The organism is Rhizobium sp. NXC24 (genome assembly GCF_002944315.1).
GTDB lineage: Bacteria > Pseudomonadota > Alphaproteobacteria > Rhizobiales > Rhizobiaceae > Rhizobium.
In genome coordinates, this window is record NZ_CP024311.1 from 1,152,184 (window position 1) to 1,175,521 (window position 23,338).

Consider the following 23,338-nt stretch of genomic DNA (forward strand, 5'->3'; position numbering starts at 1 on the left):
ACCGGCCGGTATAGCTCAGCCATGAGATTGCGCAGCGACATCTTCGTATCCGCCCTGACCCGCCGTCTTTTTGCCCGCGGCGATTTTGCCGCTGTGGAACATAAGGGGGCGGAGGAGGCGGGAGCGATCTTCATCCGCCAGCGTTTTCGCGATGGACTGGAAACGCTTTATGCTCCAGCTCCGCAAAGCTTCTTCGATGAAGAGGAAAGCGGGACGCGCCTGTTCGAAATCCGTTTGGATCGCAGGGAACCCGAAGATGTCAGGCAGACGCTTGATCGTGAGCTGAAATTCGACCCCGATCTCTGGATCATCGAGCTGGAGACCGACGATATTGCCGATATCGTGCCGTTGGTCGAGCAACGCAGCAATCCTCTGTGACAGAGAAATAGCTCTATCGGCATCAGGGCAGGCAGTCTTCTGAGTCTACTTCCGGTGGCCACCGGCTGGTGTCATGGTCGGGGTGCTGCCGGTTCGACGCGATGATGCGGGGCAGGTATCCGTTCGGATCAACCGCATAGGTCGGATGATTTCCCGGGAGCTCATGCAGGCTGCCATACCAGGAAACCCTGCTTTCATTGCCGTATTGAACAACCGGCGGCACCTGATCGGGCTGGTCGAAGGTTCCCGCAAGAATGCCTATGTCTTCGAACTTCGGATATTCAAAAATCATCGGCGTGCCGCAATCCTTGCAAAAACCGCGTCGCGCCAGGGCAGAACTCTGAAACCAGGAAAACGCGCCCCGCGTCACTCGAAACGCGCTCTTCATGACAGGGCAGATGACCGCAAACGGCCCGCCGACCGCTTTCTGGCACATTCGGCAATGGCACACATGCACGTTTTGAGGAGGCAGGTCGCAGGCAAAGCGAATGGCGCCGCATTGGCAGCCACCGGTCAACGGATGGGCAGTCGCATCATGGTTCATGTCGCTGTCCGCGTGTGGAGGTCGGCAGGCCCGCGATCCTACCATGCAATAGCTGGAGGCGACACGCGAAGAACTTACGGGCTAAATCAACGCGAGCGGCTGACGACACGCAATTCGCGGATCGGACTCGCCTTAGGGCCGAAAAGCGGCGTGCCCGGGCGGACCGCAGGCTTCTGTTCGGGCGGCAGATAAGTGTACCGGTCGGCGCGGCGCCAAGCTTCTACACGGGCCTGACTTTCCTCTGCATCGATGCTGTCGAGCACCAGCCAGGCGCGGCTGACGCTGCCATGCTGTTCGGCCAGATGCGGATAGAAGCGCTCCAGCGCATAGACGGCGTCGGCAAAGCCCATGCCGAGGCTCGTCAGCGTCACTGCCAGTTGCTGGCCGGACGTGTCGATCATGATGCGCTCGGCAAGCCAACGGCTCGAGGAAAGTGCGTCGGCAAGCGTGGCGGCAAATTGCTGCGCCTCGCGCTCGCGGGCGAAACGCACCAGCAATGCTTCCTGCACATCGGAAAGGCTGCGCAGGCCCAGACGATCCCTATCGTCACGGCCGAGATGGCGGGCGACCTGCTTGATCTTCTGCCGCAGGGCTTCCTCACGGGCAAGGCGCTCGGCCTCAATGCCCGCAGCGCTCGGTTCCGGCACTAAGGCCGGAGCAGGAGCGGCCGGCGGGGTCGCCGATATTGTCATGCCGCGTTCCGGCTCGGCCTGATGCAGGCTGACAAGGGCGTCGATGACTTTCGGCGATAGTGAGGGTCGGCGGACGATCGCTTTCGCATGCGCGGCGCCCTGCGTGCGGGCGATGGTGATCAGCGTATCGTCGTCGATCGCTTGCGAACTCGCCAGAAAAGGGGCGGCGATGGCGATCGGCTGACAGCCGATGAAAAGGGAGACGGCCGGCGGCACGGTTGGGCATTGGGAGAGTGCGGCGACGGCCTGGCGTTTCGCTTCGTCGGATGAGGCCTGGAAGAGGGGAGTAAAGAGCTCGGCAAACTGGCGAAGCTCCGATTTCGATGGATGATTCAAACCTTCGAAACTGGTCACCGTCGCCATCAGGACCACATCTTTCTTGCGGACTGTCGCAGGCTCTTCGAGGTCTCGAAACCGGTCACGCACGCCAACACCCATACTGATACGCAAAACAAAAAAGACGGGAGCCGGATCGGCAAACCTGCGCGCCGCTGTGTTTTTCTCTGGCCGAGCCGGATCGCGCTTTGGTTTTTGCGGGCGCTATCGGCGATGGCTATCGAAACGGGCGTGGACACGGTCGTCCTGATCTGGCTTTTTCGGAAGAGTAAGGGGCGCAGGGTTAATGGTTCGTGAAAACTTTATTAAAATCCAAATAAAAATTGCGCGTTAAGCTTGCGTGGGGATGGAAGTCGAATTTTGGCCTGATCGGCTGCGTCAGCGGGCGCTCAACCTTTACGAAAGCTATCTCGCCGTGACGCACTGACTAGCGTGTTCAACTTATAAGGGTTTCGGGGATTAACCTGCCCGCTTGGGAAAGTTGCCCGGGAGAAGCTCGCAGCATCAAGGGCTCAGAGCGTCTTATGCTCCCGCAAGGCGGCCAGTAGTCTTTCGGAGGTATTATAGCCGGATTGAAACAGGCCGAGCGCCGCCGTTGCCGCGAACTGGGCCTCGGCGCTTTTGATATCTATCCGCTTCTCCAGGCACCATTTATCCAACGCGCCGCGCAGCACGATAATGTCCTCCGGGGAGAAGAACGAATTGGTCGTCGCTGACATTGCCCGCCCTCAGGTTGCCCCCTTTACAATACGTCAAATTTTCGTTGCCGCAAATAATATTTGCATGACACTTTTCTGCAACGCTCGCATCTGACCGGCTACCGCGAATAAAAGATATTTTTTACCTAAGAGCATGATTTCACAATATTTTACTGCTCAAATGATTCTAGAGATTTTTACATCGCATATGAAACCAAATCCGCCCTCCCAGCGTTAGAAGATCACGGCGCCGCGAAAGCCGAGGGAGTGCCAAAGCAAGCCGCGGCAATGATTAGCATTCTGTTAACTACAGTATGTCTCAATTCGGGTGATAACGGCGATTTGCAGAGTTTAGTCGCATGATTATTCGCATGGCCGCCACAGTTGGGCGTCCATGTCACGGTGTCTGGGGAATGCCGTGAGAATGGCGTGAATGCCCTGTTGTCAGAGCCGCAGGAGGCGGCGAAGATTTTGGGGAGCGCCAGCCCGCTTGGGAATAGCGGGCAGGATGAAATTAATCGCAAGTTCATCCGTCTCGGGCCGTAAATGGAGACGAGAATGGCAGAGATCATATCCCTTTTGGATCGAAGATCGCGGTTGCCGCTGCGGGCTCAGAAGGAGCCGGTGGAGGCGAAGATTCTTCTGTTCACCGGCGTCCGCTACGAGCGCCTCGACGTCAGCTCCCATCGTCCCGGAACGGGACCAAAGCGGGCGAAGGGCAAGTAGTTCGGCACTATGCCGGCGAGATGCGCCGGCACGACCCCTTCGGGGCGACTTCGATATCGTGGCCCGTGAGCCACGATACGGATGCAATCCACTCGCCGGTTCTTAACTGAAACGGCATCCAGCTTCGCGATTAGATCTTACCGTCCATCAAACACGTCGCAGCCGGCTTCCGAGAGGAAGTTCCGTGCGGCGGCGTCAAAGCTTGCTTGTGGCGCCATTGTGCGCAGCACGACATAGCCCTGCGCGCGCGGCGCTTCGACCAGGATCGATTGTGCGAGCGACGGCGGCAATGCCTTGCGGATCCCCGTGAGCTGGATCGGCGAGGCAAGCAGCAAATCCAGCACGCCGCCGACCGAAGTGCGGTCGCTCATGCTGAAGACCTCGTTCGATGCGGCGTCATAAACGGACAGCGACCAGAACGGCACCTTTCCCTTGGCCGTCAGCCGGATTGGCTGAGTTCCGATGTCGAAGGCACAAACGGCCGTACGAATGTAGGGGTCGCTATTGGAAAGCCCTGAATCGTCATCCTTGTCGTCCAGCGTATAGAAGTGGTTTTCATCGCCCTCACCCTCGACACGGGTATAGGCGTCGCGATCGGAAAAATGCGGCAGGGAGAGGATGATGATGACATGCAGGAGCGTGGCGCCAAGCAGGCCAGTCAGAATGGCGAAGACGACCCTAAACATGACCGCACCTGATTTTCTCGAGCTTCGGCATGGACAGATCGATAAGGCCGGAATTGCCTGCCGCAGGCGAATCCAGCAGCGTCCACACCAGGCGGAAGTTGCCGGAAGCGGGCAGCGCCAGCCAATTGCCCGCCTGTGCGTCCGGCGAAACGGTAATGGTGAAGCTCGAATCCGGATTGCGCAGTATAATCCAGGAATTGAGCGCAGACGGCCGGCCAGGAGATCCGCCAAGCGGCTCGCCGTCATTGCCCGCGATGAACAGCGTCCATAGCCGCGCCGGCGGCGTCTGGCCGCTGATGCGATAGCTGCAGCCCGCCGTCAGCCGCGCGCCGGTATCGTCATCGGAGGCGGTGAACGTCAGCCCCTCCGCCGTGCCATAGAGCAATCGTCCCGCACGGGCGCGATGCGATTTCGCGTAAGGATCGGCGTCGACCGTGTGCATTTCCGGAAATGCCTGCCAGGTGCCGAGCTTGATTGCGCCGAAACCGGAGGTCGCATCCAGCGCAAAAAGCGTGAATAGAATCCCCCCGCCAAAGGCGATTATCAGCGAAAGCGCAACAAGAAGGGGAACCCGGAACACTCTAAGATCGTCCTCGTGACCAACTAGAGGCCTGATTTATCCCTGATTCGAAGGGGTGGGGGAAGTGCGGGCAGCTGCTTGCCGATCTTGCCTCACCAAAAGAAGCGGCGGCAACAGGTCGGTTCGGGGTTGGCAAGCATGAAGCCGCGGGCAGCCTGATTTTACTCCGCCGCTGCCATTTTCTGTGCGGCGAGTGGCGCTGCCGCCTTCAGCTTCTCGCCGATATCGCGCAGGATTTTCGTGGAATCCACCGACAGCGAGCGCGGCCGAACGAGCGGGGGCAGGGCGTTGTCATCGGGCGCCTGGGCTTTCTTGGCAGCCACGGTCTGCGGCTTTTGCACCGGGAAGGGATTGTCGATGCCGGGGATTGGCTTCAGCACGATGCCCTGGTGGGCATAGTCCATGATCTTCTTGAAGGTCATGGCCGGCAGCGTGCCGCCCGTCATGTTGTTGGTCGAGGTGTAGTCGTCGTTGCCGAACCAGACGGCGCAGGTGTAGTTGCCGGTGAAGCCGATGAACCAGGCATCGCGATAGGCCTGCGTCGTACCCGTCTTGCCGCCGACGAGGATGCCGTGGTCGAGCGCTGCCTTGCGCCCGGTGCCGATGATCGGGATCTGGGTCAGCATCTGGTTCATGTAGGAATTGGCTTTTTCGGAAAGCACGCGTTTGGCCGGCGGCTCGTCACGCGCGAAATCGTAGAGCACCTTGCCGTCATAGCCCATGATTTGCGCAATGCCGTGCCGGCGTGACTGCATGCCGTCCGCCGGGAAAACCGAATAGGCCGTCGCCTGGTCGAGTACGGTCACTTCCGACGTGCCGATCGGAATGGTCTTGTCGTTGCGGATCGGCGTCTCCACACCCAAGGCCTTGGCCATGTCGCGGATCGGCTGGATGCCGAATTTCTCCTTGGCGAGACGAACTGGAATGGTGTTGATGGACTGCGCGATCGCCTGCGTCAGTGTCACCTTGCCTTCATAGCGGTTTTCATAATTGTGCGGGCTCCAATTGCCCCAACTGATCGGCGCGTCGACGATGGTCGACGTCGGCGTCATGCCGTTCTCCATGGCAACGGAATAAGTGTAGATCTTAAAGGACGAGCCTGGCTGACGCAGGGCTTTGGTGGCGCGGTTGAACTGGCTTTCGCCGTAATCCCGGCCGCCCACCATGGCGCGTACCGCCCCGCCGTTTTCGATCATGACGCTCGCACCCTGCGAGGCGTGATAGCGTTCGCCATATTCCATCAGGCTGGACTCGATGGAATCCTCCGCTGCCTTCTGCAGGCCCATGTCGATCGTCGTGCGGACGATCAGCGAACGCTCGGGGAAGTGGACAGCCAGTCGCTGCACCTCGTCGAAGGCCCAATCGAGGAAGAAATCCGGTGATTCGATCTGGGCGCGATCGACGACCGAGGCGGGATTGCGCCTGGCGGCAATGACTTGCCCTTCGGTCATTAGACCGCTTTGCACGAGGTTGGTGAGGACATCGTTGGCGCGGGCGCGCGCTGCCGGCAAGTTCACATGCGGCGCATATTTCGCCGGCGCCTTGAATAGACCCGCAAGCATCGCCGCCTCGGCCAGGTTGACGTCGCTGATGCTCTTGCCGAAATAGAACTGCGCCGCCGCGGCAGCACCGAAGGTTCCGCCGCCCATATAGGTGCGATCGAGATAGAGGCTCAAGATCTCCTTCTTGGAAAGATTGGCCTCCAGCCAGATCGCCAGGAAGGCTTCCTTGATCTTGCGGTCTATCGAGCGCTCGTTACTGAGGAAGATATTCTTGGCAAGCTGTTGCGTCAGCGTCGAGCCACCTTGGACGACGCCGCCAGCCTGCGCATTGACGGTCAGCGCCCGGAACAGGCCGAAGACATCAATGCCGAAATGGTCGAAGAAGCGACGATCCTCCGTCGCCAATACCGCCTTGATGAAATAGTCCGGCAACTGGTCCACCGGCACGGAATTCTCATGAATGATGCCGCGATGACCGATGACGCTGCCGTAACGATCGAGGAAGGTGACGGCGAAGTTGCCGCGGTTGCGCCAGTCTCCTTGCGTGGCTTCGAAGGCCGGCATGGCGAGCATCAGCATGACGATGGAACCGGCGGTGCCGAGCGTCAGCCCTTCGCCAAGCAGTTCGAACAGGATGCGTTTCCAGCCGCGGGCGCGAAAACGGCGGAAGAAAATGGTAACATCTTCCCAGAGTTCGGCGAGGCGGAATCCGGCATTCCACAGGGTAGAGTCGATCCATGAATCGATACGCAGGAAAAAATGCCGCTTCCGGCGTGGCCGCTGCTCCGCTTGGCCCTCCGGCTGTGCATCGGGCTTGGTCTCAGGCCCGTTTTCTGGGTTGGATGGGTCTTCCACGCTCTACTTCCCGACCACAATGCCTCAGTGCGTATTCCCTTGGGGCACGCAAAGCCTACCTCTCATAGACCGGTGAATTGAATAATTGGTTGATTTAGGGAAAAGAACAAGAGACATGCATGCCGCAGCCCGCATTTCCCTCGCGAGCGGCGAGGAAGACGACGATGGACGACATACCTTTTTGGAAGAGCAAGACGCTGACGGAGATGAGCACACCCGAATGGGAAAGCCTGTGTGACGGCTGCGGCCTCTGTTGTCTCAACAAGATCGAGGAGTGGGATACGGGCGACGTCTATTTCACCTCGATCCGCTGCAAGTTGATGGACGGCGAAAGCTGTCGCTGCACCAGCTACCCGAACCGCTGGGATTTCGTGCCTGATTGCGTGCAACTGACGCCGGAGAAAGTTCCGGAGCTGGAATGGTTGCCGCCTACCTGTGCCTATCGCCTCGTCAACGAGGGGCGCGACCTCTACTGGTGGCATCCGCTGATATCGGGCGATCCGGAAACGGTTCACATAGCCGGCGTCTCCGCCCGCGGTCGCACGGTCAGCGAAAGCGATGTCGATCTCGACGATTTCGAAGACTACATCGTCGATTGGCCGTTGACGGTGGAAGACGACATGGAGGCTAGTCCTCCGGCAAGGCCATAGATTTCGGCGCCACATTGCGCCATGCCTGCCGCACGAGCGCGTGTATCGTGTCGTCATCCAGGACATGATGGAAAAGCCGCGTCCAGCCCTTGAGCCCCCAGGCGCCCGGCACGGCGAGGACGTGTTCCGAGACGGTTGCCAGCACCATCTGCTGCTGATCGGGCGTCAGCTTGACAACACAGAATTCAGGGTGCGGAAGCGTCAGATAAATTTTCCCGCGAACGCGAAAATCCCGATTCCCAAAATGCGAGCTCTCCACCGTTTCCGGTAGGCCATGCGCAAAGGAAATGAGGTCGTCGTCGGTCATGAGCGGAAGATTAGCATGGAAGCCGAGTGCACCGCAGCCGTCCGCTTTTCTCTGCCTCGTGCGACGAAAGGGCCGCCCCACCGAGGCCGCTCCTCGTTGAAATAACCGAATACGCATGATATCGCGCGGTGCCTTCGCAAATGCATAGGGAGCCTCCGCGTGATCCGTCATATCGTCTTCTTCACCGTTCCCGATCGCGCCAATCTTGAAGCCGTACGGTCCGGCCTGTCGATCCTGACGGCTATTCCGCATGCGCGCCTGCTGGAGATCGGAACGAACGTGAAGACCGACCAGCTCGGCACCGATGTCGATCTTGTGGTCTATGGCGAATTCGACGACGAAGCGGCTTTGGCAGCCTACAAGGCGCATCCGAACTATCAGCTTTCCATCGAACGCGTCCGCCCGTTGCGCGAAATGCGGATCGCGGCGGACTATGAGAGCACGACGGCGGTGCGGAAGCCGGTCTAGTATGGTCCTTCGCTGAAGGGACAGCTATTCGCCAATCTTTTCAAAAGCCTGGATAGCCTCGCGGAATCAAGTTCGCCGCATTCGCATGCATCGCGCGAAGCTTTTGACTCAACTTCTCACGCCTTGGAAGCAATGCTCGAAAACATGGCGCGAAGCGATTCAAAAGACTCAAGGAAACCCAAGTGTTTTACGTGGGTAAAACACTTGAAGGCCGGTCGTATCGGCCGATTAGGCACCCCCGATCACGGGCGTGCTTATGCGTTGATGATAATCAAGATAGATTAAAAATGACTGACTTTTGCGGTTTACGGCGGAAACCGGTGCCGTGAGCAATTGCGATGCCGATATGCTGCACGCGCAATTTGCCGTGTGCGTCATCGATAGGGGGTCGGCGGCTGAGATTTGGAACGTTTGGCGGGCCGCCGCCTTCCCATCGTTGATATCGCCACTGTCGGGTCGAATTAGCGCAAGATCTTAGATGGGATGGGACGTCCGACCGCACGTTCTGCGCGTGGAAAATTACGCCCCATTCATTTGCCATTCAGACGCGTTTGGGTAAATATTTGCTCAAGTTAATGTCCCCGTGGGAAGTCTGGAGCATGGCATCATTTCTGAGCATAGCAGCAGCGGCCGCCATCATGGCCGGCTCGGCTGTTCTGCCGACGCCGACGCCGACCCTGGTGGCGCGTGCGAACAGCGACTGCAGCGAGGCGGCCGCCGAGGTGGTTGCAAAGACGGGGGGACAGCTCCTTTCCGCACAGCCGTCAGGCGATAGCTGTGTCATCACCGTTCTCGTCCAGGGTAATGGCCAGCGGCCGCGCAAGGTAACCATGAAGGTGCCGATGTAGGTGGAAACACTTTCACGCCGCCGCGCAAAGGACTCTCTAACGCTTTGAATCTCACGCAAAATCTTTAATGGCCGAGTGATTCCACGCGAGCCTCATTTGCAGTACTATTTCTCAAACCAGGGAAATTGGGTCGGAAGATGCGCATTCTTATAGTCGAAGATGATATCAACTTGAATCGGCAGCTTGCCGAAGCCTTGAAAGAGGCGGGCTATGTGGTCGATACCGCCTTCGACGGCGAGGAGGGGCATTTCCTGGGTGAGACCGAGCCCTACGACGCCATCATCCTCGATATCGGCCTGCCGGAAATGGACGGGATCACGGTACTGGAGAAGTGGCGCGGTGCGGGGCGGGGGACGCCCGTATTGATCCTGACGGCTCGCGATCGCTGGAGCGACAAGGTCGCCGGCATCGATGCGGGCGCCGACGATTATGTCGCCAAGCCTTTTCACGTAGAAGAGGTACTGGCCCGAATCCGGGCGCTGATCCGTCGCGCCGCTGGCCATTCGTCATCGGAAATCATCTGCGGCCCGGTGCGCCTCGACACCAAGAGCTCGAAGGCCACGGTCGACGGCAAGCCGCTGAAGCTCACCTCGCACGAGTACAGGCTGCTTGCCTATCTCATGCATCACAAGGGCGAAGTTGTCTCGCGCACGGAGCTGGTCGAGCATATGTACGACCAGGATTTCGACCGCGATTCCAATACGATCGAAGTTTTCGTCGGCCGTCTGCGCAAGAAGATGGGTGTCGACCTGATCGAAACAGTGCGGGGTCTCGGCTATCGTATCCAAGCGCCGACCAATGCGAATTAAGTCACTCACCGCCCGCGTTCTGCTGTTGACCACACTCTGGTCCGCCGTGGCGCTGGTGGTGATCGGCCTCGTCATTTCCAATATCTATCGCAAGAGCGCCGAACGCGGTTTTCAGGACCTGCTGAGAGCGCAGCTCTATAACGTCATCAACTCCGTGACGATCGGTGACCAAGGGGCGTTGTCGGGCAGCCCGCAGCTCGGCGACCTGCGTTTCGCTCAGCCGAAGACAGGCTGGTACTGGATGGTCGAACCGCTCGGCACCTATACGGCGACGCCATTGGTTTCGCCCTCCCTCGGCGCGTCGAGCTTGCCCGTTCTCTCGGTTCTGGAAGCGCCTTTCGATAAGAATTATGAGCGCTACTACATCGTCACCGACGCCTTTGGAAACCAGGTACAGGTTGCCGAGACCGAAGTCGTGCTCGATACCGACGGACGCGCCGCGCGCTTTCGCGTCACCGGCAATGTCGCGGTGGTGGAGGACGATGTCCGCAATTTTTCCCATAGCCTCTATTTCGCACTCGTCGGCTTCGGCGTCGGCAGTCTCGTCGTCAACGCTCTCGCCATTCTCTATGGCCTGATGCCGCTCGATAAGGCGCGCGGGGCGCTGGAGCGCATCCGCGCCGGCGAGAGCGAGCGATTGCATGGGGATTTCCCGCGTGAGATCCTGCCGCTCGCCAACGAGGTCAATGCCCTCATCGACAGCAACCGCCGCATTGTGGAGCGAGCGCGCATGCAGGTCGGCAACCTCGCCCATTCGCTGAAGACGCCGATCGCGGTTTTGTTGAACGAGTCCCGCGTGCTGGAACGCTCGCACGGCGATCTCGTCAAGAACCAGGCCGAGGTCATGCAGGGGCAGGTGCAATCCTACCTCAACCGTGCCCGCATCGCCGCCCAGCGCGAATCCGTGCTGGCCCGCACCGACGCGGAGCCGGCGCTGGAGCGGCTGGTGCGCGTCATGCGGCGGCTCAATGCCGATAAGGAATTCGAGCTTTCCGTTTCGCCGCACCTGTCGCTTGCCATGGAGCAGCAGGATCTGGAGGAGACGGTCGGCAATCTCCTGGAAAATGCCGCGCGTTTTGCCGAACGCAAGGTGCGCGTCGCCGCCAACGAAGCGCCAGCCGAGGTAAAGGGCATCGATCCGGCGCGACGGCACTGGGTAGAGCTGGTGGTCGAGGACGATGGGCCGGGCCTGGAGCCGGATCAGATCCGCGAGGCGATGAAGCGTGGCCGCCGGCTGGATGAAAGCAAGCCCGGCACCGGTCTCGGCCTGTCGATCGTCAGCGAGATCACCAACGAATATCAGGGGCGGTTCGAGCTGTCCCGTGGTTCCTGGGGCGGACTTCGCGCCAGCCTAATTCTACCGGGGGTAACAAAGGATGTTGCGTGACGCGCGGCATGATGCCAGAAAGACGCGGTGCGCCATAGTGATGCCGCATCGCAGTACCTCTAGTTTTGCTCGTTGATACTGGTTCGGTTGTATGAAGCTTCGCACTTTTTTTCTGATTGCCCCGTCCCTTCTTGCCCTTATCGCCCTTTCCGGCTGCTCGACCACGAGCGGCAAAGGCGGCGTGACGGGCTTTCTATCTTCCTCCGCTAAACCAGCCTCCTCGGCGCGCTATATCTCGGCCTTGGAGGGCGGCATCGTCGGCCGCACGGGCATCAAGCTCAGCGACAATGACAAGCAACGGGCGCTGGAAGCGGAATATCGGGCGCTGGAAACCGCGCCGCTCGGTCAGCCTGTCGCCTGGACGGGCAAGAACGTCCGTGGCGAGGTCGTGGCCGCCGCTCCCTATCAGGTCGGCTCGCAAAATTGCCGCCAATACACCCATACGATCACGGTCGACGACAAGCCGACCCAGGCGAGAGGAGCTGCCTGCCGCAACGACGACGGTACGTGGACGCCGCTGAATTAGATCCCCCGCCTGAAAATCGCGGCTAAACGCCTCAAATCTTCGTCAATGCGGCTTTGACGGTTGGAATAAGCGGCCTGTTAAAGTATTGGGCGTCTATGCTGTTCTGGATTCTCGTGGCCGTTCTGACGGCTGTTGTCGGTGCCATCCTGCTCTCCCCCCTTTTGCGTGGAGCAAAGGTGGCTGATGACGGTCGTGCCGGCGAGGCTGCCGTCTATCGCGATCAACTTCGCGAGCTGGACCGCGATCTTGCGGGCGGCCTGATTTCGCAGGAAGAGGCCGGCTATGCCCGCGCTGAAATCGGCCGCCGTCTACTTGCCGTTTCAGGCGCCGGACCGAGTGCCGCGAAGGTGCCAGCCCGCGGCCATTACCTTTCCCAGGCCTTCATCATCGTCCTGCTGCCGGTCGTCTGTCTCTGTCTCTATCTTGTGAAGGGCAATCCCGGCCTGCCGTCGCAGCCGCTGCAAGCGCGCCTCGAACATCCCGGCAACGATCTCGCCATCTCGATCGTCAAGGTCGAGCAGCATCTGGCGCAGCAACCGGATGACGGCAAGGGTTGGGAAGTGCTCGCGCCGATCTACCTCAAGACCGGCCGCATCGGCGACGCGGAACTCGCCTATCGCAATGTCATCCGTCTGCTCGGTCCCAATGCCGAGCGGCTTGGCAATCTGGGCGAAGTTCTGATCATGAAGGCCGATGGCATCGTGACGGCGGAGGCGCGCAGCTCGTTGCAGCAATCCCTTGCGCTTGATGCCGACAATCCCCGAGCGCTCTTCTATCTCGCTTTGGCGCTGGAGCAGGATGGCAAGGCGGAGCAAGCAAAGACGGCCTTCGAGGCGCTGGCGAAGCAATCGCCCCCCGATGCGCCCTGGATGGCTGCCGTCAACGATCATATCGTCAAGAACGGCGGCGCGGCCGATACCGCCACGGCAGATTCGGCAAATGCCAATGCGCCCGGAAATCCGACCAGCGAGCAGGTTGCCGCCGCAGATGCGATGAACAGCGGCGACCGTCAGCAGATGATCCGCGGCATGGTCGAGAGCCTCGACGCCAAGCTCAAGGATGATCCCAGGAATTTCGAAGGCTGGATGCGGCTGATCCGCTCCTATGCCGTGCTGAAGGACACGGACCGCGCGGTGGATGCGCTGAAGCGGAGCCTGAAGACTTTCCCGGCCGACGGCGGCGAAGGCAAGCAGCTTCTGGCATTGGCGAAGGAGCTCGGACTGCCGACGGAGGTGACGCAGCAATGACCCGCAAGCAGAAACGTCTGGCTGTCATTGCCGGCGGCATGGGCTTCATCGCCGCCGCAGTGCTGCTCGTTCTCTTCGCCTTCAGCCAGTCGGTCGCCTATTTCTATATGCCGGCCGACCTCGCCAAGAATCCGGTCAACGCCGGTACGCTGATCCGCCTCGGCGGTCTCGTCGGCCAGGGCAGCGTGGTGCGCGGCGACGGAACGCAGGTGCAGTTTTCCGTCACTGACGGTACGGATGCGATCAAGGTCAAATATAATGGTATCCTGCCGGATCTCTTCCGCGAAGGGCAGGGTGTGGTCACGGAAGGCAGGTTCGAGCCGGGCAGCGACATCTTCGTTGCCGACAGCGTGCTTGCCAAGCATGATGAGCGCTATATGCCGAAAGAAGTCGCCGACAAGCTGAAGGCGGACGGCGTCTGGAAGGGCGAGGAAGCCAGCCAATGATCATTGAGCTCGGACACTATGCGCTGGTGTTGGCGCTTGCGACCGCGATCATCCTCTCGATCATCCCGGTCATCGGCGCACGGCGAGGCGACTTGTCGATGATGGACATTGCGCCGGTCGGCGCCGTCGTCTTGTTCGCACTGGTCGCCTTTTCCTTCGGCGTTTTGACTTATGCCTATGTCGCCTCCGATTTTTCGGTGCTGAACGTCTGGGAAAATTCCCATTCGCTGATGCCGCTGATCTTCAAGATCTCCGGCGTCTGGGGCAATCACGAAGGATCGATGATGCTCTGGTTGCTGATCCTGGCACTGTTCAGCGCCCTGGTGGCGCTGTTCGGGCGCAACCTGCCGGACACGCTGCGCGCCAATGTGCTTGCCGTGCAGTCCTGGATCTCGGCCGCCTTTTTGATCTTCATCCTTTTGACCTCCAACCCGTTTCTCCGTATCAATCCGGCCCCGGCTGAGGGCAAGGACCTCAATCCGGTGCTGCAGGATATCGGCCTGGCCGTTCATCCGCCGCTGCTTTATCTTGGCTATGTCGGCTTCTCCGTCTGTTTCTCCTTCGCCGTCGCCGCTCTGCTCGAAGGCCGCATCGACGCCGCATGGGCGCGCTGGGTTCGCCCCTGGACGCTGGCTGCCTGGACCTTTCTGACGCTCGGCATCGCCATGGGCTCCTATTGGGCCTATTACGAGCTTGGCTGGGGCGGCTGGTGGTTCTGGGACCCGGTGGAGAACGCCTCCTTCATGCCCTGGCTCGCCGGCACCGCGCTCCTGCATTCCGCGCTCGTCATGGAGAAGCGCGATGCGCTGAAGATCTGGACGATACTCCTGGCGATCCTGACATTCTCGCTGTCGCTGCTCGGCACCTTCCTGGTGCGCTCCGGCGTGCTGACCTCGGTGCATTCCTTCGCCAGCGATCCGACGCGCGGCATCTTCATTCTGTGCATCCTTTTGATCTTCATCGGCGGGGCGTTGTCGCTTTTCGCCCTGCGCGCCCCGAAGCTTGCCGCCGGCGGCCTGTTCGCGCCGATCTCGCGCGAGGGGTCGCTGGTGTTGAACAACCTCATTCTGACGGTTGCCTGCGGCACGGTGCTGACGGGTACGCTTTATCCGCTGGCGCTGGAAACGCTCACAGGCGACAAGATTTCAGTCGGCCCGCCCTTCTTCAACATGACCTTCGGCCTGCTGATGACGCCGATCCTGATCGCGGTTCCTTTCGGGCCGCTGCTTGCCTGGAAACGCGGTGATCTGCTCGGCGTGCTGCAGCGGCTCTATGTCGCCGCAGGCCTTGCCCTGATCGCGGGTCTCGCCCTGTTCTACGTCCGCCATGGCGGACCGGTGCTTGCCGTTTTCGGCCTGGCCGCCGGTTTTTTTCTGGTTTTCGGCGCAGTGGCTGATCTCTGGTACCGCGCCGGTATCGGCAAGATGGCGGGGAATATCGCGTGGCGGCGTTTGGTCGGTTTGCCGCGTTCGGCTTTCGGAACGGCGCTCGCTCATGCCGGGCTCGGCATCACCGTGCTTGGCATCGTCGCGGTGACGACATTCCAGTCCGAAAACATCACCGAGATGAAGCCGGGCGGCGCGGCCGAGCTTGGCGGCTATACGCTGCACTTCGAAGGCATCCAGCCCGGCGTCGGCCCGAACTACACCGAGGATCGCGCCCGGTTTACGGTCAGCCGCGGCGGCGTCGCCGTCGCCAACATCTCGTCCTCCAAACGACTTTTCACCGCCGGCCGCACCGCCACGACCGAGGCCGGCATTCTGACGCTTGGCCTCAGCCAGCTTTATGTCTCGCTCGGTGATCCGACCAATGATGGTGGCATGGTCGTGCGCATCTGGTGGAAGCCCTTCATCATCTGCATCTGGGGCGGCGCCATCGTCATGGCGCTCGGCGGCTTCGTTTCCCTAAGCGACCGCCGCCTGCGCGTCGGCGCGCCGAGCCGCAAGGCAAAGCCGGTCCGTCCGGCGATGGAGCCGGCGGAATGAGGCGCGTGCGGCTAATTCCGCTTCTCCCCGTGGGGGAGAAGGTAAAAGCGCTTATGCGTCTGCTCCTTATTGTTCTACTTCTTGCTCCCACCGCCGCCTTCGCAGTCAATCCCGACGAAGTTCTTCCCGATCCGGCCCTTGAGGCCCGGGCGCGGACGATTTCGGCCGAATTGCGCTGCATGGTCTGCCAGAACCAGTCGATCGACGATTCCAATGCCGATCTTGCCCGTGACCTGCGCCTCCTGGTGCGCAAGCGCCTCGTCGCCGGCGATAGCGACAAGCAGGTGCTGGACTATGTCGTTTCCCGCTATGGTGAGTTCGTGCTGCTGAAGCCGCGCCTCAGCGAAAAGACGTTGTTGCTCTGGGGTGCGCCGGCCGCTCTGTTCGTTCTCGGTGGCCTCGCTCTTGTCATCTATGCCTGGCGCCGCGTAGGTAAGCCGACGGGCACCCAGCTAACGGCAGAAGAAGAAGCGCGTCTGAACGACATTCTCGGCAAGTGACATTGCACGACAAGTTGTCTTTACCGCATCGAAAACATTTCGCTACATTACGAATTTTTCATTGGTCGGACAGTTCGCTGTAAGGTCGGAAGGCCTATATCTTGCCCATGACCCATCACCGCCGGTTCCATCGGCAAAGAGAAATCGGACGAGAGAAGAAAAGGTAACTCGCATATGTTCAGGAATATCAAGGACGCTTTGTCCCGTAGCACGGCTATGAAAGCTTCCGTCGTCGCCGGCCTCGCTGTCGCTGCTCTCGCCACTGGCGTTCCCGCTGAAATCAGCCGCTCCTATGCCGATGCCGTCAATGTCCAGGCCCCGCAGGTCCCGAGCTTCGCCAATGTCGTCGACGCCGTATCTCCGGCAGTCGTGTCCGTTCGCGTCGAATCCCGCGTCAATCCGGTCGCTGATGAAGACGATTCCTTCGGCCTCGGCCGTGGCTTCGACGAACTGCCGGATGATCATCCGCTGAAGAAGTTCTTCAAGCAGTTCGAACAGCAGCAGGGGCATAACCAGCAACAGGGCCAGCAGAAAGGCCAGCCGGACAATAAGGGCCGCCTGCGCCCGGTTGCCCAGGGCTCCGGCTTCTTCATTTCCGAAGACGGATATCTCGTCACCAACAACCACGTTGTTTCCGATGGCGCGGCTTTCGTCGTCGTCCTCAATGACGGCACCGAACTCGACGCCAAGCTGATCGGCAAGGACCCGCGCACCGACCTCGCGGTGCTGAAGGTCGATGGCAAGGGCAAGAAGTTTACCTATGTCAACTGGGCCGATGACAACAAGGTTCGCGTCGGCGATTGGGTCGTTGCCGTCGGCAACCCCTTCGGTCTTGGCGGCACGGTCACAGCCGGCATCGTCTCGGCCCGCGGCCGCGATATCGGCTCCGGTCCCTATGATGACTTCATCCAGGTCGACGCAGCCGTAAACCGCGGCAACTCGGGCGGCCCGACCTTCAACCTCAACGGCCAGGTCGTCGGTATCAACACCGCCATCTTCTCGCCGTCGGGCGGCAGTGTCGGCATCGCCTTCGCAATCCCCGCCGATACCGCAAAGAACGTTGTCACCGATTTGATCAAGAGCGGTACCGTATCGCGTGGCTGGCTTGGCGTGCAGATCCAGCCGGTAACCAAGGATATCGCCGAATCCCTCGGCCTGTCCGAGCCGAACGGCGCGCTCGTCGTATCCCCGCAGGATGGCTCTCCGGGCCAGAAGGCAGGCATCAAGAACGGCGACGTCGTGACGGCCGTTAACGGCGACCCGGTCAAGGACCCGCGCGATCTCGCCCGCCGTATCGGCGCGATGCAGCCGGGCTCCAAGGTCGATGTTTCGCTATGGCGTAACGGCAAGGCTCAGTCGGTCACCGTCGAACTCGGCACGCTGCCGGCCGACCAGAACCAGGCTTCGAACGACGACAATTCGCAGCAGCCCCAGCCGCAGCAGCCGTCCTCGGAAAAGGCGCTTGCCGATCTCGGCCTCACCGTCGGTCCGTCCGATGACGGTAAGGGTGTCGCGATCACCGGCGTCGATCCGGACTCCGACGCCGCCGACAAGGGCGTGAAGGAAGGCGAGAAGATCACCTCGGTCAACAACCAGCAGGTCTCCAATGCCGGAGACATTGCCAAGGTCATCGATCAGGCGAAGAAGGACGGCCGCACCCGCGCGCTGTTCCAGATCCAGTCCAACGACGGCAGCCGCTTCGTCGCTCTGCCGATCACTGCGGGCTGATTTTCGGCCAATTGAATGCATTGGGAGCCGCGCAGGCCACGGCTTGCGCGGCTCCTTTGTTTCCAGGGCATGGTTTCCAACATGCGCGATCGTGCAGGACCATGGCTTATCGACGAACGGCTTTCAGGGCAGGTAGAAGATGACAACCGCTGGCCAACATACTGTGAACTTTTCCGATTCCGGTTGTGCTGAGGCATCGCCGGCGGGTAATGTTGCCCACATGAAGATTTTGATTATCGAAGACGATCTCGAGGCTGCCGCCTATCTCACCAAGGCGTTTCGCGAGGCCGGCATTGTCGCCGACCATGCGAGCGACGGTGAGAGCGGCCTGTTCATGGGCACGGAGAACGCTTACGATGTCGCCATCATCGATCGCATGCTGCCCCGCCGCGACGGTCTTTCCGTCATCAGCGAGCTGCGTCGCAAAGGCGTGCATACACCTGTTCTCATTCTCTCCGCTCTCGGCCAGGTCGACGACCGCGTAACCGGCCTTCGTGCCGGCGGCGACGACTACCTGCCGAAGCCATACGCCTTCAGCGAATTGCTCGCCCGCGTCGAAGTACTCGGCCGCCGCAAGGGCACGCCGGAACAGGATGTTCTTTACCGTGTCGGCGATCTGGAGCTCGACCGGCTGTCGCATGAAGTTCGCCGCGGCGGCAAGGAGATCCTTCTCCAGCCGCGCGAATTCCGCCTGCTTGAATATCTGATGAAAAATGCCGGCCAGGTGGTGACGCGCACCATGCTTCTCGAAAACGTCTGGGATTACCATTTCGATCCCCAGACGAACGTGATCGACGTACACGTCTCGCGCCTGCGTTCGAAGATCGAAAAGGACTTCAGCCAGCCGCTGCTGAAGACGATCCGCGGCGCCGGCTACATGATCAAGGACGAGGGATGAGCCGCTTTCGCGTTCTCTTCAAGTCTACCGCAGTCCGCCTGTCCGCCCTTTACATCCTTCTTTTTGCGCTCTGCGCCGCCACGCTCGTCTTCTACGTAACGGCCATGTCGGAGCGGTTGCTGACCGGGCAAATCCGCGATGCCGTGCAGCAGGAGGTCAATCAGGTCAAGCGCGCCTACGATGTCGGCGGGCTGAACCTGTTGCTGCGCACGATGGAGCGTCGCGCGCGCCAGCCGGGCGCCAATCTCTATGTCATCGCCAGCCCCTCCGGCGATATCCTGGCCGGCAATGTCGCCTCGGTGCAGCCAGGCGTCCTCGGCGAAGCCGGCTGGACGGAATTGCCCTTCATCTATGAGCGCTATACCGACACCGGCACCGACCCTGAACGACGGCACCTGGCGATCGCCAATATCTTCCTTCTCGACAACGGCCTGCGCATTCTGATCGGTCGCGACCTTGGTGAACCGGAGCGGTTCCGGGTGCTGGTGCGGCAAGCCTTGATGCTGGCGCTGGCGATCATGGGCCTCGGCGCGCTGGTCATCTGGTTCGGTATCGGCCGCAACGCGCTGAAGCGCATCGACCGCATGACCGATGCCAGCCGCAAGATCATGGCCGGCGATCTCTCACAGCGGCTGCCGGTCGGCGGCTCCGGCGATGAATTCGACCGCATGTCGGCATCGCTGAACGCCATGCTGGAGCGCATCGAGAAACTGAACGAAGGCTTGCGGCAGGTCTCCGACAACATCGCCCATGATTTGAAGACGCCGCTGACACGGCTGCGCAACAAGGCCGCGGGCGCGCTCGACAATGCCGACAGCGAAGGGCGCCGTGTCGCGCTTGAGGGCATTATCGGCGAGTCCGACCAATTGATCCGCACCTTCAATGCGCTGCTGATGATCTCTCGCGTCGAGGCCGGTTCCGTGGCCGCCGAGATGACCGGCATCGACCTTTCCTCCATCGTTGCGGACACGGCCGAGCTTTATGAGCCGGTAGCCGAAGAAGCGGGTCTGGCGCTGACGACCGAGATCGAGCCCGATGTCGAGGTGCAGGGCAATCGCGAGCTGATCGGCCAGGCGATTTTCAATCTGATCGACAACGCCGTCAAATATGCCTCGGGCTGTCCGGGCAAACAGACGGTCGTGTTGAAACTCTCGCGTACGCCGGGTGCCGTAAACCTCGCCGTCGCGGATCATGGTCCGGGCATTCCTGCCCATCAGCGGGCGGATGTGGTCAAACGCTTCTTCCGTCTGGACGAGAGCCGCTCCAAGCCTGGCACCGGCCTTGGTCTTGCTCTGGTGGAAGCGGTGATGGAGCTGCATGGTGGACGGCTCGAACTTTCCGATACCGACCCGGCCAGTGCAAACGCGCGCGGTCTGACGGTAACCATGATCTTCCCCACGCAGGAACAATAGATTAATCCTGCCCTACCGGATTGCTTCATACAGGGTCTCCATATCGGCTTCCGATCCTGGAGATCACGCAGGATTCAAGATGTTACTGCGTGCCTAGCACGTCCGCTCGGACGCGCGGCGCAGTAGGAGGAGAGCTGCATGACGATGACGGAAAGCGATTTTCTGCAGGATGTTCCGCCCGGGCGGCTTCGCCCGCTCAACCAGACGGAGCTGAAAGCGACGCTCGCCGACCTCAAAGATATCGCCACATCGGAACCTGCCATCGCCGCTCTTCTCGGGAGTGACAGCCCGTTGCGCGACTTCATCTTCGCCGCGTTGACGCTCTCGCCCCATCTCCGCGAAATGGCCAATCTCGACCCGGCGCTCCTCGTCGCAGCCATCAGCAAGCCGTTGTCGCCGCAGATCGAGGTCCTGGTAGCCGAGGCTCGCCGCGCCTGGCTGCCGGCGCAAGATGGCGCACCGTCGCCTTCGGAATCCGAGGTCATGAGCCGCCTGCGCATCGCCAAACGCCGCGCCTCATTCCTGATCGCGCTCGCCGATCTCGCCCGCATTTTCGACGGAAGAACGACGACGCGCTGGCTGAGCGCCCTTGCCGAGGCCTCGATTTCGGCAGCGATCGATCATTTGCTCTTATCGTCGCACGAGGTCGGCAAGATCGCGGTTCGCGATCCTTCCACGCCGAGCCGTGGCTCCGGCCTCATCGTGCTCGGCATGGGCAAGCTCGGCGCCGAAGAGCTGAATTATTCCTCCGATATAGACCTCGTTATTTTCTTCGACGAAATGGCGGGTGTCGTTGCCAATCCCGACGATGCGATCGACATTTTCCCGCGGCTGATGCGCCGCCTGGTGCGTATCCTGCAGGAGCGCACTGCCGACGGCTACGTCTTTCGCACCGATCTCCGCCTGCGTCCCGATCCGGGGTCTACGCCGCTTGCCATTCCCGTCGATGCGGCGATGATCTACTACGAGGGCAGGGGACAGAACTGGGAGCGCGCCGCCTTCATCAAGGCGCGTGCCGTCGGCGGCGACATTGCCGCCGGCCAGGCCTTCATCCACGACCTCGTGCCCTTCGTCTTCCGCAAATATCTCGATTACGCGGCGATATCGGACATCCACTCCATCAAGCGGCAGATCCATGCGCACAAGGGTCATGGGGCGATTGCCGTCAAGGGTCACAATGTCAAGCTTGGCCGCGGCGGCATCCGCGAGATCGAGTTCTTCGTGCAGACGCAGCAGTTGATCGCCGGCGGCCGCATGCCGGCACTGCGCTGCCGCGCCACCGAGGAAACATTGGGGGAACTGACCAGGGCGAAATGGATAGATGCGGAAACGCGCGACGAACTGACGGAAGCCTATTGGTTTCTGCGCGATGTCGAGCATCGCATCCAGATGGTGCGCGACGAGCAGACGCATCTGCTTCCCGAAACGGATGTCGAGTTGAAGCGTATCGCCTTCATGATGGGCTTTTCCGATCTGTCCGGCTTTTCCGAGGCGCTGGTTGCCACGCTAAAGACGGTGGAGCGGCGCTATGCCCGTCTATTCGAGCAGGAGACCAAGCTTTCGACCGAAACCGGCAACCTCGTGTTCACCGGTCAGGGCGACGATCCCGATACGCTGAAGACGTTGCGCCGCCTCGGCTTCGAGCGCTCCTCCGATATCTCCCATGTCATCCGGACATGGCACTATGGCCGCTATCGCGCCACGCAATCGGTCGAGGCGCGCGAGCGATTGACTGAATTGACGCCGGAATTGCTGCGCGTGTTCGGTGAGAGCAAGCGGGCAGATGAGGCGCTGCTGCGTTTCGACAGTTTCATCTCCGGCCTGCCGGCAGGCATCCAGCTTTTCTCGCTGCTCAGCACAAATCCGGCGCTGCTTTCGCTCATCGTCAATATCATGTCGTCGGCGCCGCGGCTTGCCGAAATCATCGCCGCCAAGCCGCATGTCTTCGATGGCATGTTGGACCCCGGCCTGATGGCGGAGCTGCCGACGCGCGACTATCTGGCCGAGCGGATCAAAAGCTTTCTGGCGCCTGCGGTACACTACGAGGAGGTGCTGGACCGGCTGCGCATCTTCGCCTCGGAGCAGCGCTTCCTGATTGGCATCCGTCTCCTGACAGGCGCGATCGCTGGCACCATGGCCGCCCGTGCCTTCACCTATCTTGCCGATCTGATCGTGGAAGCGGCATTGAACGCGGTGATGAAGGAAATCCAGGCGGCCCATGGCGATTATCCAGGCGGTCGCGTTGCCATCGTCGGCATGGGCAAGCTCGGCAGTTTCGAGCTCACCGCGGGTTCAGACATCGATATCATCCTGCTTTACGACTATGACGATGAAGCCGGCGAATCCACCGGGCCGAAGCCGCTCGATGCGACGCGCTATTTCACCCGCATCACCCAACGGCTGATGGCTGCGCTCTCCGCGCCGACGGCGGAGGGCGTGCTCTATGAAGTCGACATGCGCCTGCGTCCGTCCGGCAACAAGGGCCCGGTCGCGACGCGCATCAATTCCTTCGAGAAATATCAGCGCGGAGAGGCCTGGACCTGGGAGCATATGGCGCTCTCCCGTGCGCGCCTGATCTGCGGCGACGCGGATCTCGTGCTGAATGCGGAGCGGATCATCGGCGAGGTGCTTTCGGCAAGGCGCGATGTTCCCAAGATCGCCAAGGATGTCGCCGAGATGCGGGGGCTGATCGAACAGGAAAAGCCGCCCGTGAGCATCTGGCACCTGAAGCTCATACCCGGCGGCCTGATCGATATCGAATTCATCGCGCAATATCTGCGGCTGATCGCACCCGCCCGGGGCGTCGGGATCGACGCCAATGGCCTCAGCACCGGCGAGGCGCTAAAGCTGCTGGGCGGCAGCCTGATGGACCGCAACGATCTCGACCTCTGCCTGGAGGCGTTGCATCTTTATACTGAATTGTCGCAGTTGATCCGGCTTTGTGTCGATGGACCGTTCGATCCGGACAAGGCGCCTTCCGGCCTGATCGAGCTGGTTTGCCGCGCTGGCGATTGCCCCGACATCAAGACGCTGGAAGCGGAACTGAAGCGACTTTCGAAAGCGGTGCGGAAAGTCTTCCAGTCGGTAGTGAGAGCCTAAAGCATGTCGCGCAAAAGCGCGCAGCGGTTTT

General features: G+C 60.8%; 23 protein-coding genes. 16 read left to right on the forward strand and 7 right to left on the reverse strand.

The window, feature by feature from the left end; genetic code table 11:
• Nucleotides 1-21: 21 nt before the first annotated feature.
• Entirely contained in the window at nucleotides 22-378 is a 357-nt protein-coding gene (locus NXC24_RS05785) for a DUF1491 family protein (RefSeq protein WP_104822436.1), read from the forward strand.
• A 22-nt stretch (nucleotides 379-400) separates the two neighbouring features.
• On the opposite strand, the gene NXC24_RS05790 is transcribed toward NXC24_RS05785, so the two are convergent.
• The 3 genes from NXC24_RS05790 to NXC24_RS05800 form a co-directional block, all read right to left on the reverse strand.
• Nucleotides 401-967: a GFA family protein gene (locus tag NXC24_RS05790; RefSeq protein WP_348632711.1), complete on the reverse strand. Its 567-nt coding sequence runs from the start codon at nucleotides 965-967 to the stop codon at nucleotides 401-403.
• 41 nt (nucleotides 968-1,008) lie between these two features.
• Nucleotides 1,009-2,040 carry a DUF2336 domain-containing protein gene (locus NXC24_RS05795; protein WP_199773528.1) on the reverse strand — a complete coding sequence of 344 codons (1,032 nt, stop codon included), beginning with the start codon at nucleotides 2,038-2,040 and terminating at the stop codon, nucleotides 1,009-1,011.
• A gap of 422 nt (nucleotides 2,041-2,462) precedes the next feature.
• Nucleotides 2,463-2,669: a hypothetical protein gene (locus tag NXC24_RS05800; RefSeq protein WP_104822439.1), complete on the reverse strand. Its 207-nt coding sequence runs from the start codon at nucleotides 2,667-2,669 to the stop codon at nucleotides 2,463-2,465.
• Nucleotides 2,670-3,206: 537 nt separating this feature from the next.
• On the opposite strand from NXC24_RS05800, the gene NXC24_RS35430 reads away from it, so the two are divergent.
• On the forward strand, nucleotides 3,207-3,374 hold the full coding sequence (locus NXC24_RS35430) for a hypothetical protein (protein WP_166656783.1): 168 nt from the start codon (nucleotides 3,207-3,209) through the stop codon (nucleotides 3,372-3,374).
• A 137-nt stretch (nucleotides 3,375-3,511) separates the two neighbouring features.
• Here NXC24_RS35430 and NXC24_RS05805 read toward each other — a convergent pair whose 3' ends face one another.
• The 3 genes from NXC24_RS05805 to NXC24_RS05815 all read right to left on the reverse strand — a co-directional run bounded on the left by NXC24_RS05805 (nucleotide 3,512) and on the right by NXC24_RS05815 (nucleotide 6,997).
• Nucleotides 3,512-4,060: a DUF1254 domain-containing protein gene (locus tag NXC24_RS05805; RefSeq protein WP_104822440.1), complete on the reverse strand. Its 549-nt coding sequence runs from the start codon at nucleotides 4,058-4,060 to the stop codon at nucleotides 3,512-3,514.
• Nucleotides 4,053-4,640 (reverse strand): DUF1214 domain-containing protein, encoded by a 588-nt coding sequence (locus NXC24_RS05810; RefSeq protein ID WP_104822441.1) that lies wholly within the window; start codon nucleotides 4,638-4,640, stop codon nucleotides 4,053-4,055. The genes NXC24_RS05805 and NXC24_RS05810 overlap by 8 nt, the downstream gene beginning before the upstream one ends.
• 161 nt (nucleotides 4,641-4,801) lie before the next feature.
• Nucleotides 4,802-6,997 (reverse strand): transglycosylase domain-containing protein, encoded by a 2,196-nt coding sequence (locus tag NXC24_RS05815; protein WP_104822442.1) that lies wholly within the window; start codon nucleotides 6,995-6,997, stop codon nucleotides 4,802-4,804.
• A 164-nt stretch (nucleotides 6,998-7,161) separates the two neighbouring features.
• Between NXC24_RS05815 and NXC24_RS05820 the strand changes: the two genes are divergently transcribed.
• The gene (locus NXC24_RS05820) at nucleotides 7,162-7,647 is read left to right on the forward strand and encodes a YcgN family cysteine cluster protein (protein ID WP_104822443.1); all 486 of its coding nucleotides are present in this window, start codon (nucleotides 7,162-7,164) and stop codon (nucleotides 7,645-7,647) included.
• On the opposite strand, the gene NXC24_RS05825 is transcribed toward NXC24_RS05820, so the two are convergent.
• A complete protein-coding gene (locus NXC24_RS05825; protein ID WP_104825030.1) occupies nucleotides 7,625-7,954 on the reverse strand; it encodes an MmcQ/YjbR family DNA-binding protein in 330 nt (109 codons plus the stop codon). The two genes, NXC24_RS05820 and NXC24_RS05825, sit on opposite strands and share 23 nt — an antisense overlap.
• A 159-nt stretch (nucleotides 7,955-8,113) precedes the next feature.
• Between NXC24_RS05825 and NXC24_RS05830 the strand changes: the two genes are divergently transcribed.
• From NXC24_RS05830 to NXC24_RS05890, 13 genes are all read left to right on the forward strand, one after another.
• Nucleotides 8,114-8,422, forward strand: a complete 309-nt coding sequence (locus NXC24_RS05830; RefSeq protein WP_104822444.1) for a Dabb family protein — start codon at nucleotides 8,114-8,116, stop codon at nucleotides 8,420-8,422.
• Nucleotides 8,423-9,021: 599 nt separating this feature from the next.
• The gene (locus tag NXC24_RS05835) at nucleotides 9,022-9,270 is read left to right on the forward strand and encodes a hypothetical protein (RefSeq protein WP_104822445.1); all 249 of its coding nucleotides are present in this window, start codon (nucleotides 9,022-9,024) and stop codon (nucleotides 9,268-9,270) included.
• A gap of 137 nt (nucleotides 9,271-9,407) precedes the next feature.
• Entirely contained in the window at nucleotides 9,408-10,079 is a 672-nt protein-coding gene (locus tag NXC24_RS05840) for a response regulator transcription factor (RefSeq protein WP_104822446.1), read from the forward strand.
• The gene (locus NXC24_RS05845) at nucleotides 10,069-11,466 is read left to right on the forward strand and encodes a HAMP domain-containing sensor histidine kinase (RefSeq protein WP_104822447.1); all 1,398 of its coding nucleotides are present in this window, start codon (nucleotides 10,069-10,071) and stop codon (nucleotides 11,464-11,466) included. The genes NXC24_RS05840 and NXC24_RS05845 overlap by 11 nt, the downstream gene beginning before the upstream one ends.
• 91 nt (nucleotides 11,467-11,557) lie before the next feature.
• Nucleotides 11,558-11,992 carry a hypothetical protein gene (locus NXC24_RS05850; RefSeq protein WP_104822448.1) on the forward strand — a complete coding sequence of 145 codons (435 nt, stop codon included), beginning with the start codon at nucleotides 11,558-11,560 and terminating at the stop codon, nucleotides 11,990-11,992.
• Nucleotides 11,993-12,087: 95 nt separating this feature from the next.
• The gene (ccmI, locus tag NXC24_RS05855) at nucleotides 12,088-13,239 is read left to right on the forward strand and encodes a c-type cytochrome biogenesis protein CcmI (protein ID WP_104822449.1); all 1,152 of its coding nucleotides are present in this window, start codon (nucleotides 12,088-12,090) and stop codon (nucleotides 13,237-13,239) included.
• Nucleotides 13,236-13,685 (forward strand): cytochrome c maturation protein CcmE, encoded by a 450-nt coding sequence (gene ccmE, locus NXC24_RS05860; protein ID WP_104822450.1) that lies wholly within the window; start codon nucleotides 13,236-13,238, stop codon nucleotides 13,683-13,685. The genes ccmI and ccmE overlap by 4 nt, the downstream gene beginning before the upstream one ends.
• The gene (locus tag NXC24_RS05865; protein ID WP_104822451.1) at nucleotides 13,682-15,670 is read left to right on the forward strand and encodes a heme lyase CcmF/NrfE family subunit; all 1,989 of its coding nucleotides are present in this window, start codon (nucleotides 13,682-13,684) and stop codon (nucleotides 15,668-15,670) included. The genes ccmE and NXC24_RS05865 overlap by 4 nt, the downstream gene beginning before the upstream one ends.
• 53 nt (nucleotides 15,671-15,723) lie before the next feature.
• Nucleotides 15,724-16,170 (forward strand): cytochrome c-type biogenesis protein, encoded by a 447-nt coding sequence (locus NXC24_RS05870; RefSeq protein WP_104822452.1) that lies wholly within the window; start codon nucleotides 15,724-15,726, stop codon nucleotides 16,168-16,170.
• Nucleotides 16,171-16,344: 174 nt separating this feature from the next.
• A complete protein-coding gene (locus NXC24_RS05875) occupies nucleotides 16,345-17,898 on the forward strand; it encodes a Do family serine endopeptidase (protein ID WP_104822453.1) in 1,554 nt (517 codons plus the stop codon).
• A gap of 139 nt (nucleotides 17,899-18,037) precedes the next feature.
• Nucleotides 18,038-18,796, forward strand: coding sequence for a response regulator transcription factor (locus tag NXC24_RS05880; protein WP_104822454.1), 759 nt, complete (start codon nucleotides 18,038-18,040; stop codon nucleotides 18,794-18,796).
• Entirely contained in the window at nucleotides 18,793-20,208 is a 1,416-nt protein-coding gene (locus NXC24_RS05885) for an ATP-binding protein (protein WP_104822455.1), read from the forward strand. The genes NXC24_RS05880 and NXC24_RS05885 overlap by 4 nt, the downstream gene beginning before the upstream one ends.
• 138 nt (nucleotides 20,209-20,346) lie before the next feature.
• Nucleotides 20,347-23,307: a bifunctional [glutamine synthetase] adenylyltransferase/[glutamine synthetase]-adenylyl-L-tyrosine phosphorylase gene (locus NXC24_RS05890; RefSeq protein ID WP_104822456.1), complete on the forward strand. Its 2,961-nt coding sequence runs from the start codon at nucleotides 20,347-20,349 to the stop codon at nucleotides 23,305-23,307.
• The last annotated feature ends 31 nt before the right edge of the window (nucleotides 23,308-23,338 follow it).